The sequence below is a fragment of the Scandinavium goeteborgense genome (genome assembly GCF_003935895.2).
In the GTDB taxonomy this organism is placed as follows: domain Bacteria; phylum Pseudomonadota; class Gammaproteobacteria; order Enterobacterales; family Enterobacteriaceae; genus Scandinavium; species Scandinavium goeteborgense.
In genome coordinates, this window is sequence record NZ_CP054058.1 from 3,430,967 (window position 1) to 3,450,076 (window position 19,110).

At 51.7% G+C, this 19,110-nt stretch carries 14 protein-coding genes; all 14 read right to left on the reverse strand.

Going from position 1 to position 19,110, the window contains the following annotated elements; translation table 11 throughout:
• Nucleotides 1-85 precede the first annotated feature (85 nt).
• Complete coding sequence (locus tag A8O29_RS17315; protein WP_125353497.1) at nt 86-1,468, reverse strand: VasL domain-containing protein; 1,383 nt, start codon at nt 1,466-1,468, stop codon at nt 86-88.
• A gap of 28 nt (nt 1,469-1,496) precedes the next feature.
• Nucleotides 1,497-1,967: a hypothetical protein gene (locus A8O29_RS17320; protein WP_174081384.1), complete on the reverse strand. Its 471-nt coding sequence runs from the start codon at nt 1,965-1,967 to the stop codon at nt 1,497-1,499.
• Between the two features lie 26 nt (nt 1,968-1,993).
• Entirely contained in the window at nt 1,994-2,449 is a 456-nt protein-coding gene (gene tssE, locus A8O29_RS17325) for a type VI secretion system baseplate subunit TssE (protein WP_125353495.1), read from the reverse strand.
• Nucleotides 2,449-2,985 carry a type VI secretion system lipoprotein TssJ gene (tssJ, locus tag A8O29_RS17330; protein ID WP_420853913.1) on the reverse strand — a complete coding sequence of 179 codons (537 nt, stop codon included), beginning with the start codon at nt 2,983-2,985 and terminating at the stop codon, nt 2,449-2,451. Before tssJ ends, tssE begins: the two co-directional genes overlap by 1 nt.
• On the reverse strand, nt 2,960-4,063 hold the full coding sequence (gene tssG, locus A8O29_RS17335) for a type VI secretion system baseplate subunit TssG (RefSeq protein ID WP_174081385.1): 1,104 nt from the start codon (nt 4,061-4,063) through the stop codon (nt 2,960-2,962). Before tssG ends, tssJ begins: the two co-directional genes overlap by 26 nt.
• The gene (gene tssF, locus A8O29_RS17340; protein WP_125353493.1) at nt 4,018-5,781 is read right to left on the reverse strand and encodes a type VI secretion system baseplate subunit TssF; all 1,764 of its coding nucleotides are present in this window, start codon (nt 5,779-5,781) and stop codon (nt 4,018-4,020) included. The genes tssG and tssF overlap by 46 nt, the downstream gene beginning before the upstream one ends.
• 43 nt (nt 5,782-5,824) lie before the next feature.
• A complete protein-coding gene (gene tssA / locus A8O29_RS17345) occupies nt 5,825-7,426 on the reverse strand; it encodes a type VI secretion system protein TssA (protein ID WP_125353492.1) in 1,602 nt (533 codons plus the stop codon).
• A 24-nt stretch (nt 7,427-7,450) separates the two neighbouring features.
• Nucleotides 7,451-10,684 (reverse strand): ImcF-related family protein, encoded by a 3,234-nt coding sequence (locus A8O29_RS17350; protein WP_246316620.1) that lies wholly within the window; start codon nt 10,682-10,684, stop codon nt 7,451-7,453.
• Nucleotides 10,685-10,881: 197 nt separating this feature from the next.
• Complete coding sequence (locus tag A8O29_RS17355) at nt 10,882-12,006, reverse strand: hypothetical protein (protein ID WP_125353490.1); 1,125 nt, start codon at nt 12,004-12,006, stop codon at nt 10,882-10,884.
• A gap of 2 nt (nt 12,007-12,008) precedes the next feature.
• Complete coding sequence (locus A8O29_RS17360; protein WP_125353489.1) at nt 12,009-12,275, reverse strand: PAAR domain-containing protein; 267 nt, start codon at nt 12,273-12,275, stop codon at nt 12,009-12,011.
• A 90-nt stretch (nt 12,276-12,365) separates the two neighbouring features.
• Nucleotides 12,366-13,484, reverse strand: a complete 1,119-nt coding sequence (locus tag A8O29_RS17365; RefSeq protein WP_125353488.1) for a T6SS immunity protein Tli4 family protein — start codon at nt 13,482-13,484, stop codon at nt 12,366-12,368.
• Nucleotides 13,485-13,661: 177 nt separating this feature from the next.
• The gene (locus tag A8O29_RS17370; RefSeq protein WP_125353487.1) at nt 13,662-14,780 is read right to left on the reverse strand and encodes a T6SS immunity protein Tli4 family protein; all 1,119 of its coding nucleotides are present in this window, start codon (nt 14,778-14,780) and stop codon (nt 13,662-13,664) included.
• Nucleotides 14,770-16,398 (reverse strand): esterase/lipase family protein, encoded by a 1,629-nt coding sequence (locus A8O29_RS17375; RefSeq protein ID WP_125353486.1) that lies wholly within the window; start codon nt 16,396-16,398, stop codon nt 14,770-14,772. The genes A8O29_RS17370 and A8O29_RS17375 overlap by 11 nt, the downstream gene beginning before the upstream one ends.
• Before the next feature lie 3 nt (nt 16,399-16,401).
• The gene (locus A8O29_RS17380; protein WP_125353485.1) at nt 16,402-18,924 is read right to left on the reverse strand and encodes a type VI secretion system Vgr family protein; all 2,523 of its coding nucleotides are present in this window, start codon (nt 18,922-18,924) and stop codon (nt 16,402-16,404) included.
• Nucleotides 18,925-19,110: the final 186 nt, after the last annotated feature.

Consider the following 19,110-nt stretch of genomic DNA (forward strand, 5'->3'; position numbering starts at 1 on the left):
TATTTGTCGGCAGTATAAGTGATTTGCGCAGCAGCATTTTGTTTTACTCAGGTAAATCAGAGATACCCTGCGATTTCACTGGCAGTTATTTGCCGGTCTCTTCGTTATTCAGCTGAGAATAGCGGGTGATCAGTTGTTTCAGCCCCTGCTCGGTTTGTAGTTTCTGCGCAGTCGAAATGCGCTGCGGATCATTCTGCAGCGCCATTTGTCGCAACAATTCCTCGGTTGGCACCGCGCGATTAAACGCCTGGGTAGTGGCGAATATCTGCGATTTCAGCTCGCTGACCGTGAGGTATTTTCCTTTTTGCCCATCGAGCGCGTTCAGCTGGTCGGCAAGCCGTTGCAGCATCACCATGCCGTCATGCCAGCCGTTGAGCGTCTCGTCCGTTATCCGGTTCAGCGCCATTTTTTGCTGCCACTGATTGCGCATCTCGACGACCTGAACATTCTCCGGCCACAGGATTTGCGCCTGATCCAGCAGCGTATTGCCCTGCTGTTGCGCCCATTGCGGCGGCAACGACGCAAGTGTATCCAGCTGAGTTGAAGCCTGTTTCAACCACACATCAGCATTCACTTTGACGGTACCACTTTCGCGTAGCCGCTCAATTTCAGCGCGACTCAAAACCTGCGGCAAAGGGGCGACCGACGCGCTCAACGCCGGGAGTGTGGCATCGACGGGATGCAGCGCATTCCAGCCCCACAGCGCTACAGCCCCCAGCAGCAATGTTGAACATGCCCCAGCGGCAAACGCAGGCCAGCGGGGCGGCGTCGGGGGTAGCGGTAGTGATGCCGATGGCGGTTCATGTACCACTTCTACCGTCACTTCTGGTTCGGCGCGAATCACATACACCAAGCGGCTGTCCGGTGCTCGGTCGCTTACAGCGGTAGGTTCTTGCAACGCCTGTATCGGCAGTGCAAGCGCCGGGGCTGCTGGTTCCTGCGGTGTACTGTTTTCTAGCCGGGTCACCGCACTCGAGAGTTGCGCCAACAGCGGCGAGAATTGACAAACCTGTTTCAGCCCCTGACGCGTGAGTATCTCCTCCAGCGTACGCAGTTGCTTATCCGCGTCATACAACGGAGGCAGGTCCGCATGGGTGAGCGTAAAAGTACGGAACACTTTCTGTAAGCGCAGACTCAGCCCGCTCAGGATTTCTGCCCGGGACGCGGTTTGCAGCGGCCAGACCTGCGCCCACTGATGCGCCAGCAGTGCGTTGATAATAGCCGCGCCTTCGTTCAGCCCGTTGATTCGTTCAAGATGGCTGCGGGCCAGGGTGTACCAGGCGGCGGTTTGCAGCTCAACGCCATTTTGCTCGAATAACGAAAGTGAAAGATTTTCGACCCGCACCCAGTTCACGTCCGGACGGGCCGGGTGCGTCAGTTTGCTCATCTCTTCGCGCAGCGTGATGAAGTCCGCGAGGGCACGCGGATCGCCGCCGGTTCTTACCGGACGAGGTTTTGCGTCGTACATAGTGATTTCATCCCTAGAAGGCGTGGTATCAAGGCAGCAGCCCGGCAATCATTTCGAAGAAGGCATCTTCGCTGAACGCACTTCTGCGCGCGCCGGGGATACCCACCGGGCTACAGGTCCAGTCGACGCTTTCGCTGCATCGCATAAACAACCGGTACTGCGGGGTCGCGCGCCCCTGCACGCAGAGGGAAACCTCCACGCAGCCGGTGACGCCCTGCCCATACAAAAACACTGGCGTAAATTTTATCTCACGGTCGTTGAAGTACAGCCCCACCGCCGGAACGTTGAAGGTTTTGCGCCCCACCAGTAAATCGCTGAGCGCGACGTCTTGAGGTTCAATCCGAATCCCGGTGTCTGTGAGCCACGCGGCCATACTTTCCTGAAGCTCGCCCATTCGCTGACGCAGCTCAGCAATATCTGCCTCGCATTTACTGTCAAATTCGCGAGGCCGTGGCTGTTGGTCCTGAAGTTTTTTAAGAAATTGTGCTTTGGCTGACATGCTTTCCCTGCCATTAGACGCCCGACCTAAATTCGGGCTTTATTATCAAAATAATTCTGCTGCTTGAGGTGACGAATCAACACCCGGCCTTCGGGCATAAATTCAGTGCCGTAACGCACCAGGCCAATGCCTTTCAGCTCCGCGTCGATCGCATAGCGCAGCTCGCCGGGGATCGTCTGGTCCTGCATCACCACGTTGATGCTATTCAGGCGCGGTTCATATTTGAGCAGCACCGCAGAGAGGGTGCCCATCAGCAGGTGCGCCGTACCCGGCAGGCCTTGCAGAATGTTGGTCATATCCGGCAGACCGTAGTCCGGAATGTGCGCCAGCGTTCCGGCGCGACAGTTGAGGATCCGCTGCATGTTGTCCAGCACGGACAGGATCACCTGGTTCTGTTCGCTGACCTGATGGAGATCGAGGCCGCCGCTGAAATTGCCGTACAGGAGTTCGTAGAGTGAGGGCGTTAAGTGACTGTCGGGCATTAGTCGTCCTTAACGGGTAACAGGGTTAACGTCTGCTGATTCAGTTCGATGTGACGGGCATCATCAGGATCCAAATCCTCACGACTCATGACCACTCGCCAGGTATTTTTTTCCTGATCCGGCTCGAGAAACATGGCGGCGACCGCCACGAACTGAGCACTCTCTTCCATTGGCATATCCACACTCACCGCTTCGCCTGGACGAACGCGCAGGTCCTTTTCCGCCACCAGATCGTCCTTTATCGCCTCGCTGTCGGAGGCAAATAAAGAGGGGTAATCAGTACTGTCAAACGCCGTACGATCTTTAAGCTGATAGACGCGTACCACGGTCGCCAGTGCGTTGCCATGGGCATTATTGTTGATGGCGTCACGGGCGCGAATATCGAGGTGCAGCGTTTTGATCTGCTTATAAAAAATAGATTTCGTCATCGCCGTGGTGCCGTCGCTGACTTTCTGAGTTAACCCACAGCCACTCAGTAATAAGCACGTCAGTATCATGGCTACGCTCCCTTTATTCACGATAATTGCCTTCATCATCTGCTTCCCTTCTGTGGGGCTGTTCCAGTAAGCGCTGGTAACGTCCCAAATTAATTGTAATGGTGTTCTGCCCGGCGGCCGGGCGTGTTTGAGCCTGTCGGCGCATCACCGCCGTTCTTCCCAACTGCACGCCATTTCCCCCCGTTTTACAGGAGAGCGCCGCATCCGGGAGCAGCTCGCGTGCCAGCGTCAGGGTGATGCGTAAATCAAGCCGGGCGCCAAGATAGACCTGCAACAACGCGAGAAAATCACGATGCAATGCGCCGCCCGGCAGCCAGGAGATTGCCTCATCGGGATTATCCGTACTGAGCCGCAAATGCGCCTGATGGTTAACATCAATGGCATGGCTGCCCATCACCGGGCGATTGGCCAGCGTTACCGGGCGGTTAGCGCTCATGCGCAGCGTGGACTTCAGCGCTACGCGAGCAGGGTCGTGCGGCACGATGTCCGCCCGGGAATCGGGCGCCAACAAACGCACGATCGCCATGATCCCTTCACTGGTTCGCGTGGGCAGCCGCATCAGGCCCGGCAGCGCAAGAAAGCGCGAAATGGGTGTGTCGATATTTTCTGCACACCCTTTTAATCCAAGCCCCGCAAGGCTCAGCAGGTACTGCGAGGTCTTGTCTTTCCCGCCTGGTTGAAACGAGGCAGGCCACGAGTATTTGCGCCAGATTCGGTAATACTGGGTAATTAAGCGGTGGTTAAAAATATCCAGAAAATCGCTGACGGCTTCGTGGCCTTCTCGACGCTGAGTAATGTCATCAATACAGGCCGTCGGTAGCGGAGATTCCACGCCATACAGCCCCATAAAGGTGATCATGGCACTGGCGGGTTTATCGGGTTCATCCGGAATATCCAGACGCTTAAACTCCCCGGCGGGAAAACCCATTCCGGGATTAGGGCGAAAACGAATCGGATCGTTACTGATTTTCCAGGTGCTGCCGAGCGCTGGCGCATCGGGCTGGCTTTGCTCCAGCAACTGGCAAAAACGGTAAAAGTTGGTCCGACTGATATCGTCCCACAACTGCGCGGTTAGCCAGGCAGTCGCTGATTGTGATTCTCTTTCCATCGGATGCATTTATTTTCCGGCTGAACGATAAGAGTGAGCTGATTGAACAGGTGAATATCGCTGTATAGCGCAAGAAAACGATTGAGCATTTCACCAAACAAATAGATATCGCCTTCGCCGCTAAAGCCGTTGCTGTCGAGGATAATTTCGATATCCACGCCTCTGAGCAGATGGCCTTTTTCGAAGCGTTGCACCAGATGGTGCTTCACATCGAGAATGGCATCCAGCCGACGCAGGTTCATCTCATCGTGATGCCAGTTATAGAGTTCCAGCGTGCTGCGCAACACCTCTGCGCTACTCATAATATTGAGGAAGCTGGAACCTAAATGGCTCAGTACGCGCCAGTGGAAACTGTCTTCCGCAGGCGGATAGGCGGGCAGCGTCGGCTTGCACAGGTTTCTGACGATAAGGCGGGTTTGCGTAACCGGCTCACAGCGGTCGAGCAGCGTGCTGGTCAGTGCCTTACGCGGCAACTGGCCGTTGGTGCCGGTGACTTTCAGCGACAGCGTTTCACCGCTTACCACCCGATCGGCTTCCCATAAATCGCCCCCCAGGATCAGCCACGTATCATGCAGCCCGCCCGGCCCACGACGCACGCGGGTATGGTAATAACGTGACGGCGCTTCACGGCGCATCATGCCGCCACGGTGACGGAAACTGGCAAACGGCACATATTGCGCCTCGCTGGTGCGCTTCGATCCCAGGACCGAGTCCACGGAGTAGATTTCGGTATGCCCATCCTGCAATCGCCGTGGGCGCAGCAAATACTCACTTTCGAGCCCATTGATACGCAGCGGATCGGCCTGAAGCGTGAACAGGTTAATCACCGGCACACAGTGCAAGGACAGGGCATCGCCCATCACCGGCAGCTCGCTGTTCCACTGGGTACTGAACACCACTTCGATATCAAAATAAGTAAGGCCCGCAGGCAGCGTGATCTCCTCAAGGCCGTTCAGATGCACAAAGCGGAACTTGTCGCGGAAGGTAAAATATTCCAGCAGCAGTTGATAGCCGCTAAAGGCGCTGTCGCCTTTCGGCCAGAGACGATCTTCGTCGCGAAAACCGCCGGGTGAGAACCCGCCGTCAATCGCAATTCTGTCCGTCTGACCAGGCAGGCGTATATACAGCCCGGCCTGACGACGGGTTAACGCCAGATGCAGGGCATTACTTACCGGCGCTTCACCCGTCAGGTAAAACGCCAGGCGGCGTAAATCACACTCTTTCCAGTCTGTCTGCGGGTTGCAGGCAAGCCGCAATCGCAGCAGCGAACGTCCGTCAGGCTCAGTTTCCATCGACACCCGCGTCAGCTTCAGCGGATTGAGCGGCATATCGCGCGTAGTCCGATACTGGCAAACGGTCTGCTTTGTGCCGACCGGGCGGGAATACACCTCCAGCCCGGCTTTTATCGTCTCGCCTATTTTCATCGCCGCGATATCGGGTTCCAGTGACACTACGGACATCGACGGGATCGTTTTCAGGTAGTGTGGCCAAAGCTGGCTAACCAGCCCTTCCGTTAATTCCGGCAGGTCGTCATCAATTTTTTCACGCAGGCGGCCCATCGAAAAGGCGAAGCCTTCGAACAGGCGTTCGACGTACGGGTCGGGCGTTCCTGCTTTATCCAGATCGAGCAACGCCGCCCGATCCGGATGCGCACGGGAAAACTCTTTTGCGGCATCACGTAAATAACGCATTTCTGCGTCAAAATAGCGCAGGGTTAAATCGTCCATTGAATAGACCTAATAAATATAAATAAATGGAGTTGCACGAGGATTAACCACACAGCACCGCGGCGCGAACCGGGTCGAGCAAAATCAGCCCGGACAGCAAGTCGTCCATAGCAGGGGTGAGGCGCTGTTTATCGCTGTCGCTGCGGTTGGCTTTCATGCGTAGCAGGCGCAGGGAACGGGCTTTGACTTCAAACAGCAGCTCCGGCTCCCAGTCGATCAGGGTCAGAGAGCCTGAGCTGATATCGAGTTCAGTCAAAAGATGCGTCGCCAGTTCATTTTTGCCATATTGCTCGGCGAGGCGGGCCATCAGCAGGCGCAACAGCCAGCGGTTGCGGGACGTGTCGCCGCCGGGGCGGGTATGCAGCCAACTGAGTGCCGCATCTATACCCTCTTTATCCGCAATGGCGACCGCCTCGGGTTCCAGCAACAGAATGTCATCCTGCGCAGATGCCGACGCGCTTTCCGTTTCATGACCCCAGCCGTCTACGTTGTCGAGCACGTGCTGATTGATCCAAAGTAGCGTCACCTCATCAGCAAACGCGGTGCCGTCACTGTAGGCCAGCCCTTCCAAACCCGGCATGCGATTGAGGAAACAGCGGAGATCGTTGCGCACGATATCCGCCCAACCTTCCCAAGGTGTACCCGCCTTCTGCAACGCCTGATGCAGATACCACTGCAAATCGAGCCACAGGTGATTCACGCTTTGGGCAAACATCCGATCGGCCTGTTCAATCAACTCAACCCAACTTTGCTGCAAATACAACCGTTTAAGCTGCGCACGAAACTCCGCTTTTGGCGGCATTAATCGCGTGGAACTTCCGGCATCCAGCCCGGGCAGTTGATGCAACGTATCCCAGCGAATGCTTTTCATCAGGCGATGACCCGCGAGCCAGCCATCCGGCTGGTCGCGCAAATATTTCGCCAGCAGTTTCGCCTGGTCGATCAACTCACGCCCGGAATGAATCGCCGAATTAGTGGGGGTAAAAGTGGATGCGTGGTGTTTGGCTGGTTCTTCTCCGCTGCTGCTGGTTTGCGGCACAACCGCATCCACGCCACCTGACTGAGTCATACGGTTTTCCAGAGCACCGTACAGCGCACCGAGTTCAGGCTGGGCGTCAGCGGCCCAACGCTCGGTGACCTGCGCAATAATCGCCAGCGCTCCCACCACTTGCTTAAAATCGCGCGTGTTGACTTCCGGATAGAGCGACAGTGTATCGAGCACTTTATTACCCGCCAGCCATTCCAGGGCAGCTTTACGCGGACGCTCACGGCAAGGGTGTACCTGATCGTTATAGCGTTCAAGCAGGGCGGCCAGCAGTGTCAGGCCCTGCGCCAGGCCGGATTCGCCTTCCTGTTGAAGGCGTGCCCAGACGTAGAACGCCGCCACGCGAATATCTTTACTGCCGTGGATTAACAGCTTTTCAGTCAGAGTGCAGATGAGCTCAGTGTTAAAACCTGAGAGTTTATTCACCTCTTCGCGGATCATCTGAAAATCGTCGTCGTAGCTGATGTCCTCCCCGGCAGGCAGGGTGGTATTGATCGGTGCCAGCCAGTTATCCCAGAGGTTCAGCGATTCGCGGGTGTGTTCCATCAGCGCCTGCGGTTCTTGCGAACAGGCGCTAAAAAGCGTACTCAGAGTTGCCATGCAAATTCCTGTGGCGTGAAGAGGTTAGTTGAGGTCAGAATCCGACAGCGTGTCTGTGGCATCCGGTGCAATCGTGGTGCCGCCGGAGGTGACGAAAATAGTGTCTGGCAGAACAAAATTACGCAGCTTGAGGAGGGCTAGCGGCCCTTCACCCGCTTCGGTGCGCAGCACATAGTTGAGCGCATGCCCATCCTTCGCTTTCCAGGTGAGTTGCCAACTGCTGTTCAGCCCTTGATAAGGAGCAATTGCGGCCAAATCCAGCAGGCGTATCCACCCCCAGGCACCGGGAATATCCGCCAGCTGACGGGTTCCTGCCTGTGTGCTTATCCAGGTTAACGCCGCCCCTGGTGCTTCCGTATCCGCAGGCCAGGTAAAACGTTTCCAGACCGGCATTTGGTTCACATACACCAGCTTTTGATTATCGATAATCAAGTTGGTCTGCATGACGCCTTCCGCGGTACCCGGCCGAATTTCAAAACTCAGCCCGGCAGGTCCAGTGGTGAAGACCACGTCAGAGATATGGCTCAGAGTATCGACCGCCCGGATAAACGCCGGGTTGAACTCAAGCCCCTGCGCATTGATGGAATCCGGTACCCAATGACTGCCCTCTTTATGCAGCACGCCATTCAGACGCGTTTGCAGGAAGCGGCTGATGCGTCCGCTGTCGCCGTTCAGATATTGCGCCAACAAAGGCAGCGAGATTTCACTGCTGCTGGATTTCAGCGGATAACGGCCGCCGAAAGCGCTGTTCCAGTCATTCACAATGGCTGACTGCCATTGAGTATTGAGGCTTTCAGCTGCTGGGGTGAGAACCTGCTGCCACGCCTGTTCCATCGGACGAACAAACAGCGTGCGGCCAAAACCACTCCACTCCTGCCCGAGACTGGCGGCGACCAGACTGCCATAGTCACGGGTTTCGGTCAGATCGATGGCTTTGCCCTGAAACACGGTTTGCGCCAGCGTCTGAGTCATCGCCTGCGGGTCAGAAGCATTGATCACCTGCTGTAGCTTGAGTCGCACCTGGGTCACGCGGGTTAAAAAGGTTTGCAGGCTGAGGCTGGTATCGCCCTGTCCACCGGCGGTGCCGTCGAGAAGCGCCAGCAGCGGGCCAAAGCTCGGATCAAGCGGGCCATGCATGCCTTTGCTCTGATCGATAGCGGGTTGATTGTTGCTGTTAAACAGATTCTGCGCCGATTTGACTAGCGAATCCGACAGCCCTTCCCCAGTCTGCCCCGTGCGCCCTTGCACGCTGAGCGTATTCATCAGTGCCACCAGTGGCGACTGGCGCACGTCCGCCATTAAGGTGAGCTGATCCACCGCATCTGACAAAGTGGCCGCAACTTGCCAGCGCAGGCTGTTGAGAAAATCAAGCCAGCTGCCGGAGAAATCAGAGAAGTAGCGTGCGGTCAGGCGGGCTTTCAACTCTTCCGGTGACAATGCCGCGGTGACGGTGTCTTTGTTATCCGACAACACCCAGTCCACTTCTTCCCGGCGCTCATTGGCCACTTTTTCAATGGCAGATTTCACCGCCCCTTCCCAGGCCTGGCGAGTAAACATGCCCGGCACCACTTCCTCGGTGCTGAACAGCATCGACGAATCGGTATCGCCCACCATGTCCTGCAGCCGCAGATCGGCATATTGATGGGAGACCTGTGACATCATTTTCTGATACAGCGACGCCTCGCCGTTGCGCACACCTATCTGGCGCACCAGGATCGCGCGCACATCGTTCACCAAATCGTTATCCGCCAACAGCGCCCATTTAGGGTGACGTGGCAGCGCCGTTGCATAGTATTTGATGAGATCCACCCCGCTGCCCTGCCAAAAACCGTTTTTCACCCCTTCGCGCTGGGGCCAGGTTTTCAATAACTCTGGCGTGAACCAGGCGGCATCCATTTTTTCCGGACGGGCCAGCATCAGGTACAGCCGGAGCTGGTTGTACGTCGGTTTGATCAACGCGCTGCGTTGTGGGCTATCCGGCGGCAACGCAGTCATCGCATCCAGTTTTTCCTGTAGCGCATTGGCGGCCGCATCACGGATCAGGGGCAGCGCGCTGTTCGCATATTGTGGCCACATCGCACGCAATAATGGGTCATTCTGATTTAGGCCAAACCGGCTGTACCACGGCGTTCCATTCAACTGACGGAATTGCAGTTTTTCGGTGAGCTGCTGGAGATCTAACAGAGCCTGCAAACGGGACTGGGTCGATTTGTGCGTATTGGACGCCTGTTCGGAAAGCGATACCGCTTCGCTCACCAGCGATCGGTTGGCGATAAACGACGCTATCAGCCCCGCGCCCCACAGCATCATCACTGCGGCCAGCACGATGGCGGTGGCGCGTCGCCAGGAGAAACCGCGCTTTTGCGGTCGCAGGCCGGAGGTCAGTTTTGGCAATGACTCCAGCAGAACATCCCAACGCGAATCCTTTCCCCAATGATGGGGAATACCGCGTGCCGACTCGGTGGCCGAAGGGCTGAACATCACCCCCGCCAGCGGTAACGGGCGGTAAGGATTCAGGAACACTGACAACGGATGGCTCAGCGTTTCCGGAGTATTGGAAAGTAAATTATCTACATCGAGCAAAAACGTATGCTGTGAACGGGCACAAATCTGACGGGTACCCAGTGCAGTCAGTTGGTCAGTCAATGCTTTAAGCTGATTGTCGAGATGCAGCGGTTTTGCGCCCGCAGGCAGCAAACATCCTACGGACTGCACAATGCGGCCTTCCTGTTGTGAGCCTGGATGAACCGACCAGACATACAACGGAAGCTGCCAGCCGAGTGTTTCAAAACGGGCACTGAAACGGTGCGCGATGCCGTCCATGGCATCCATCGACAGCGGGCTTTCAACTGATGCCGGGTTAAGGGTTGCCAAGCGGTCAAAAGCGGAGGTCACCCATACCAGCGCGTCCACCGGACGGCGACGCAGCTTACGCAAGGCGCTCATCCAGTCAGCTTCCGGCGCGGCGTCTGCGCTGCCGCCCCATAACAACACTGTGCCACCGTCTTCGAGCCAATAGTCTTTGGTGAGTCCGGGGGCGAGTTGTTCGATGTCGGGCGCGTTGCCGGTTAAAAGTAATATTGTTATTTTACGGCACCAAAAAAAACCATATTGCTTTCGCAGCGACATTTTTAATTCAGAGATCATCCTTTTTGTTGCAGGAGTCTTATCTACGGTATCTGCTGTTCCTTTGCTTGTTATTTTTGGTTTATAGGCAAACTGACCAAGCCGCTGTCTGATAGCCCACCAGTACTTCATTACCACCAGGCCGCCCAGCAATGAAGAAAATATCCCCCCCCATATTATCCATATTTTAGATGAATCTATACCATGTGTTTCTAGTTCATCGTGAAAAACAAATAAAAGCAGCGCAAATAATGCTGCAAATCCAAAAACAAGAAGAAAATAACCCAGAAATCCATAATGTGGCTGAGGCTCAACTCCTTTTGTTTGACTCATGAAAATAACTCCCTGGTAAGCAGACACAACCAGCCTGTCGATGGTGTTTTCTGATATATGATCAATTGATTTTGTGACGAGTGAAGTACAGCATCCACCATCATGCTTAAAGAAACTTCAAACGCATATTCACCTGGAGGCCCAAAGGTCAAATCAACATACTGTACGGGCCGTTTTTCCGGCAATGCCCACTGATTCAAATCTGCGTACCTGGCAACACTTGCCTTATTTTTTTCAGTTTCACCAGATAACCAAACATGCTGCAAATTATTGTAATTTAGTTTGTTGTAGTCAAAAAGCATCGTCAGGTCGGTAGCCAATTTATCTATAGACACAGGCATAACACGCCCTAATGCAGCCTGAAGATTATATTTTTGAGACATCATGAAGTCTGGAGTACACAGTAACTGAGCGGAAATGAGTTCGCTGCTTTTGTGCGGTATCCTATTAGCCCAGCATTGAAGACATATTACTAACACAACATTATTAAATTCAGTATCAACGTTGAAACAGGGGATTTCCTCAAACGAATTAACAAACTCAGGGAAAATGTCCCACTGCTCATAAATTGCATCGTGGACTTCTCTCTCATTTAACAGTTCGGCTTTCAATGCATATATATTATATAAATGACACCTATATCCCTTAACCTGGTTATCAAGTGCTACATCTAATGACTTAAAATGTTGAGAGAGTGTCTGTTTTTCATCTGATAATGGGCGTGCTTTTTTAGGATACATCGGGATTTGAGAGGGGTCATTTAAAATACTGGCAACACCATCAGGTTCAGGGCTAAGCAGTACATTCCCAACAATAGCCAATTGCTTCCGACTCCACCGCTCCCATTGCCTCTTTGTTTCCAGTGATTCCTCCCTCCATGCATACACAGCGGCACTGGATTGATTAAAACGGTTTAGGACTACGCCAAAAACACAAACCCAAAGAAGAAAGGCAGGTAAGGCCCCATAAATAAAAATGGGGCCATAAGTACTGAAATTACCAATGAATAGCGCCAGTAAAGAACCAATGGCAATCATCGTCACCATTATTCCAGCCCAAATTCCAAAACGCGGAGCAGGTAATGGCGATTGTTCTGGAATACCCGGAATTGGCCACCCCATATTCAGGACTCAACATTACAATCGGGATGAGAACTGATGACTTTGCACCCGCACACGCACTGGCAATTATCAATAACGATACTGATGCTCTCTTCCATATCTGTTGGAGCGCCTTCAATAATTTTATTCACTCCATGTCCAGGAATAGGGCATGCCACGAGGTCGCCAACGAGTGCGACCTGCACGCCATTAATATACATGGTAGAAGAAGCCGTTATAACTTTTCCTCCATGGGTCGTTGCATCTCCCAGACAAACTAAACCTCGCATAACCTCTCCATTAACTCATTTTAAAAGCGTAATAAACACCAGAAAGAAAATTGACAGTCACATTCATTACAACTAAGGGGGCGATAATAATTAAAATGCATTAGGTCGCAAACGAATGGTATGAGTAATAGCATCCCAGAAGGCCGTCATTTCCTCCTGAGGAAAAGTCACCGCATCTTGATTCGCATTTTCTAAAGTAAGGTTCAAACCTGGTGTTTTATAACTCACCTTGGTCTCATTGATAAACAAATAAAAGCCATAGTTGGGCTTCCCAGATTCTTCTATCAATGCCAACATCTCTTCTGCATGCAACCCATTGATATCAAAAGAGCCTTTTCTGGCAATATTTCCACTGGCTTTTGCAAGTGTCCTTGATATATCACCTGATCTCTCTAGAATGGTAGTTTCCCCATTTGTGTAATTATCAACGCTCACGAAGATATTGACTCCCGGCAATTTATCACTATGGAAACCACGAGAAATATCTTCCTGTTCTTTGCCACTTGTATCCGTTGCAATAAATGCATCTGCTATACAACTGCCCGGCACAGTTGGGATGTCATCTTCCTCCCTGCCCGTAATTCTGGCAAGTAGCCTTTTCATTCTTTCAATGTCTTTGGGAACAAAATTTCTCACAGGATCGCCATCACGATCTTTTTCATATCGTTGAGAAGAGTCGTTAACACTTTCTTTCTGAACTTTAACCGCAACACCGTTGGTATAGATATAACCTTCCAGTGTTCTTAGTGCATCATTTGTTCCAGGATCTACATTCCGCTCGAATATCACACCTTTCATTCCATTGGCTAGTTCCCACACCTGTTTAAGGTTTGGTTTATTCAAAGGGTCTATAACTATATCGTTAACTATTTCTCTTTCACGGCGTTTAATAAATTGCTCAAAAGCCGGATAGTACATACGTTTGGTTGTAATGTACGTTCTTCGCGAATCATCTGGCATACCTATAATACCAAACCAGTTATTATCTTCTAGCCGCATAGAACTTCTGTATAGAGAAAAAGATGCAGGTAAATCCACTAAATATCGACCCACACAGCGTGTTTTCATTCCTTTCAATAACTCCTGCACTTTTGTCTCCTGCTGAGCGGTGAGATTTTCCTTTTGGGGATAAGGTTGGTTATACTTCCAGACGATGAAACCACTGATAATCATGAATGAAAGAATAATAAAATTACGTTTAATCAGCATACGCCAATCCTGTTTTATTTGTGGTTTACCCTTTCGAATACACCTGTTATTTAGGAACTATTTATTGAAGCGTTACCTGACATCGTTGAAGACGTACCGAAAATTTAACTAACAACATTATTATGACATTACAGTCAAAAGCCAGATTTCATAATTAACGGTCATGAAATGATTATATTAAAATGTATTAGGTCGCAAACGAATGGTATGAGTAATAGCATCCCAGAAGGCCGTTATTTCTTCTTGAGGATAAGTTTTAAATTCTTTATTTGCATTATCCAAAGTTAAAGTCAGAGTCGGTGTTTTGTAACCCGCCCCCATTTCATTTATAAATAAAGTAAATCCAAATCGCGGTATCCCTGACAGCACAATCGTCGCCAGCAATTCCTCTGCATGCAACCCATTTATATCAAAAGGCCCTTTCCTTGTAATATAACCACTTGCTTGCGACAGAGTCCTGGCTATATCACTTGATCGCTCCAGCAATGTGTTTTCTTCCTGAGTGTAATTATCAATACTTACGAAAATATCAACTCCTGGCAATTTATCACTATGGAAACCACGAGAAATACTTTCCTGTTCCATGCCACTTTTGTCCGTTGCAATAAATGCATCTGCTATACAACTACCCGGCACAGTTGGGATGTCATCTTCCTCCCTGCCCGTAATTCTGGCAAGTAGCCTTTTCATTCTTTCAATATCTTTGGGAACAAAATTTCTTACCGGCTCGCCGTTCCGATCCTTTTCATAGCGTGGGTCTGAATCGTTGACACTTTGTTTCTGCAGCTTAACTGCAACGCCGTTAGTATAAATATAACCTTCCAGTGTCCTTAGAGCATCATTTGTTCCAGGATCTACATTCCGCTCGAATATCACACCTTTCATCCCATCAGGTAGCTCCCATACCTGTTTAAGGTTAGGTTTATTCAAAGGGTCTATAACTATGTCATTAGCTATCTCTCGTTCACGCCGCTTAATAAACTGCTCGAAAGCCGGATAGTACATCCGTTTAGTTGCGATGTAGGTTTTCCACCAATCGTCCGGCATTCTGATATCTGCCACCCAATTATTATCCTCTAACCGCATAGAATTTTTGTACATATAAAAAGACTCGGGTAAATCGACTAAATAGCGACCCACACAGCGTGTTTTCATTCCTTTCAATAATTTCTGCACTTTTTCCTCCTGCTGAGCGGTGAGATTTTCCTTTGGGGGATAAGGTTGGTTATACCACCATGCGCCAAGTCCGATAGCGATGACGACTAACAGAAAAACATGCAGCTTTTTAATCTGCATAAGCTAATCCTGTATTCTTTATTTCCTGAGCTATTTTTAATATCGAACGCAGGGTAAACCAACGGGAATCCATTGAATGTTCACCTTTCGAAGAATCATCTTTAAAAGCGCCTTCATGATCCACACTTAAACCTATCTGAGATTTTAACCCAGGAGAATTAAAAATCGCTCCACGCACGGGAACCGTGCCATCACCATCGGCTGTCGGAGAGGAAAGTGAGAATTCCTTGTACTGATGTCCTCCTTGTTCTGTAATTAATCCCGCAAACCGGGTTGTTGTGTTTTTTACATCTGAAGGATAAAAAATGACACCCTCTTTTGCAATTTTTTGGTTATCACTACTACTATATTTAACTGAACTAATGTCCTTCCAGTTAATGACATCATAGGAAGGGTAGCGTTGACCATCCATCCCGTAAAATATCCAGGTGTTACTATGATACCTTGCTCTCAGACCCTCAATGACAGGCTTTACCATAGTGGTTATCAAATATTGATATTTCCCCCAAGCCATTTCAGCATGATATTTATCCATAGACTGGTTGTCAGGATTCATAAAACGCTCTTCACACAGACCCCACCAGGCCTTACGCTCCAGATAAACCTCGTTGTAGGGATCTCCATTTTTAGGTAAAGAGGGAACGCCATCAATCTGTAGCCATCCGGAGCCATAGGCGGTACCGGGCAACAGCTGAAGTGGGCCAGGGGACTGTGCCAAAACTGGAGTCATCTCTTCACCACTGCTACCAATCACCCAGCCTGTTGTACCTGCCTCACCACTCTTCATTCTTTTATAAGCCATAGGTGAACCGGAGTCAGGCATTACTCCATGTACAATGCCCAGGATATTACTACTTCCATCCAGTAGCTCGGAACAGCAACGCGCAACCAGCCCTCCCATCGAATGCGTCACAAGAATAATTTTTTCACATTTGTAACCAGAGGACTGGTAATCCTGAATAATTTTTTCAATGCGATTTTTTATTTTATCGCCAGAAATCAGGTTAGACTCAAGCCAGTTATACCCCATGGCGTGTACCGGGAAGAAATATTTATAGCTTAGGTCGACTTCATTCTCAGTAAGGCATGCCTCGCCTATTTCCGCGCCAAGATTTTTATCCATCAGCTGTTCGCGCAATGTTTTCCTATCGCTGTTTGACATTTTATTAGTGATCATTGTGTCATGGTCGTTTAGCGCGTCCTGCAACCAGGACAAAAATGTCCCATAGCTCATGGCTACAACTTCTCCCCACCCACGCTCCCTCCGGGATTTGAACATTGCACGTTCTTTTGGGCCTTCAACTTCAATATCGCCAATATTAGCGACCTGAGTCGTAGTGGGATCCAGTAACTTTTTTCTCTTTATAGATGAGAAAGAAGTCCATTTCAGCAAGTCATACGTTAATTCACTATTTGCCAACCACACAGACTGGCTGTCCTTTCCTTTTAAATTACTCCCCATGACTCCTGGCAGAAAAACAATCGGAATAACGCGCTCAGGTAATTTAAAAATTTTCGCCACGACATTTTTTTCTTTCTTGTCGGTGATAACCGGGTAATAAGGTAAAGGCCCGTCACCATAGACAGGTTCAATGATGATTTCATTTTGTTCAGACATAAATTATCCCTCATCACTCATTGACGTTTTCATCCCATCAACGCTGACGCTTTTTTGACTCTCGGTCTCACCTGAAGCAGAAGTCGTCACGCTTTTGCTCCCACCATCTCCCCCCTGAATTTTCATGCTCTGGCCCGATACGGGGGAATCTTTATACGGCCAGGAGACTTTTGGCGTTGCAGCAAAATCAGCACTCTCCCATTCCTGAGCTGCCTGGTTAATACTCTTGCCTCCAAACTTTTGCCATACCGCACCGCGCTCAATGATTTTATCCGGCGCGGCACACTCCACGCTCCCGTCTGCTATCCGGATATATCCCCCACCGCTGGTCAGGATTATTTCTTTTTTGGCGCTGATGATTATCTTGCCCTCACTGCTGCTGATGCGAATATCTTTCAGCGCATCCAGGGTCATTTCATCACTCTGCGCCTGAATTTCCACTTTCCCGCTACCCGCAAACAGTTTTATCCCCAGCTTTTGTGCATAAAAACTGATTCGCTCCCCTGCCGCCACGGTCATTTTTTTCAGAATACTGAAATCCGTGTTGCCACCGCTCGTCGCCGTGATATTTTCACCGGCAGAAAGTTGCAGTGTTTTAGGCGTGACCTGGGCAATGCCTTCCGGTGCCGAGAACAATAATGCCGACTTTTTGAGTTCCTTCAGTGCCTCACTCAGCAGCGCCTTTTGTGTCTGCAAATCAGCCAGTTCTGCTTTCGCGGTTTCCGCTGCACTGCTTAAGGACTCCGCCAGACTCTGCGCCTGTTGCAACTGGCTGAGGGCGGCAGCCATATCCAGCATCATCCCACCCGCCACCGGCTGACTGTCCGCCGTAATAAACACCCCGGCACCCCCGCGAACCGCCACCCATTTGTCGGTGCGCAGCTCCGCACCCTCACCTCTCAGGGCCCGGGCGGCGTCCACGTTATGCCCCAGGTTCAGCTGCGTCTTCCCGCCGTACTCGGTGCTGAGCTTGACGTGCTCCTCGCCGCGCTTGTCTTCCATTCGCAGCTTGTTCAGCCCCGCGGTGCGGATGACGTTCCGGGTGTTGTTGTCCGCCGTCACGTGGTCCGGGTGGCGCGAGTCATGCAGCGCATGAGCAATATACGGCCGGTCCGGGTCGCCCTCGTGGAACGCCACCGCCACTTCCGTGCCCTGTATCAGCGGGAAGTGCATTCCGTAGGTATCGCCCCCGTACGGTTTCGCCAGTCGCACTGGCATGCTCTCGTAGCCCTGCGCCTTGTCGTCGCGGTCCGCGTCGAACTTCACCCAGTACAGCCCGTTCGGGTTCAGGTGTGCGTATACATCATTGGCTTTGGCGCTGGTCACCCGCGCCATCAGGGTCCCGCTGATGACCGGCCGCGCTATCGCCGCCGGGCGCCAGCAGCGGGTTTCGCTGTAAGGCACCGCCGCCCACAGCACGCTCAGTGCGTTCTGCCGGCTGGCCGTGAACAAAGTACGGACTATCACCAGCCCGTTCGCCGTGGCCGAGGGTAGCGTCGGGATAAGCGCCGTTTCAGTGATGGTCAGCACCTGACCCGGGCTCAGCGTCGCATCGGTACTCGCCCCGGACACCAGCGTCTGTTCGGCCAGGAACCGCTCATGTTCAATCCGAGCCCGGAAATTCCCGGTCTCCATCGCCGGGTCTGACTTGTCGCCGCTCTCCAGATGTCCGGCCCGGTAGTGATACACGTCCCCGTAAGTCGTGCCTGCCCCTTCCCCGTTGGTGGCATCGGCCGGGGCCGTCAGCAGCACCTGCTGTGCTTCTCGGTGGTTGTAGTCCCCGGCGGTGACTGACGCCTGCGCCACGTCCTGCCGGACACTGATATTCGATACCGAATCGGCCGCATTATCATTCATCCCCGACGGGCTGTTCAGCGGCAGCTTCTTTCCAAACTCCCACGCGCTCTGGTCGTCTGCAAAATGCACCACTTCCGTCTGCGTGTCCGGCTGCAGGGTAAAGAAGTAAAATATCCCCACTTCCGTCAGCAGGCGCTCAATAAACGCCAGGTCACTTTCCTGATACTGGTTAATCTGTTCCCGTTTTGGATAGTCATTCTTCAGAACAAATTCATATTCCCAGTCCTTCAGGCCGTGCTCCTGCAGCACTTGCGTGACCACTTCGATAACGGATTTATTGATAAAGAAGCGGTGAGTACGGAACTGTTTGCCCAGCAGTTTCAGAAACGGCTCGATGATGACCTGATATTTCGCCTGGTCTTCTGAGCCAGACAGGCGCTGAAAATAGGTCACCCTCCCGTGCACCACTTTTTGCCCGGACAGCGACATCAGCGCCCCCGAGCCCATGCTGAAGGTGGCTGGCTGATTCAGGAACTGAGCAGCATCGAGGTTTTTATCCGTACAGGTAAACATCACGCTGTAGTCATACAGAGTACTCAACCCTTCACGTCCGGAGAAATCCTCCACATCCAGTTCTGAATTACAAGTAGGAATACTTAAGCGGTAACGATTAAGCGTCTTTTCTAATATTTCTCCAACTGCCGTTCCCAGATTATCTGTTAAGCTCATAGCCTTATTCCTTTTCAACTTTAATTCAGCAGTATTCGTCAAGTGGTGTGAAGTTCAGAGTTTATATATTCAGTTCAAGATGAAATCTTCGTCAATATTACTGTGCCATTATCATTACTATACCTAAGAGTAAACATGTCTCTTCCTTCGCCGGTGCGAAACCAATACTCCACACGTTCACCACTC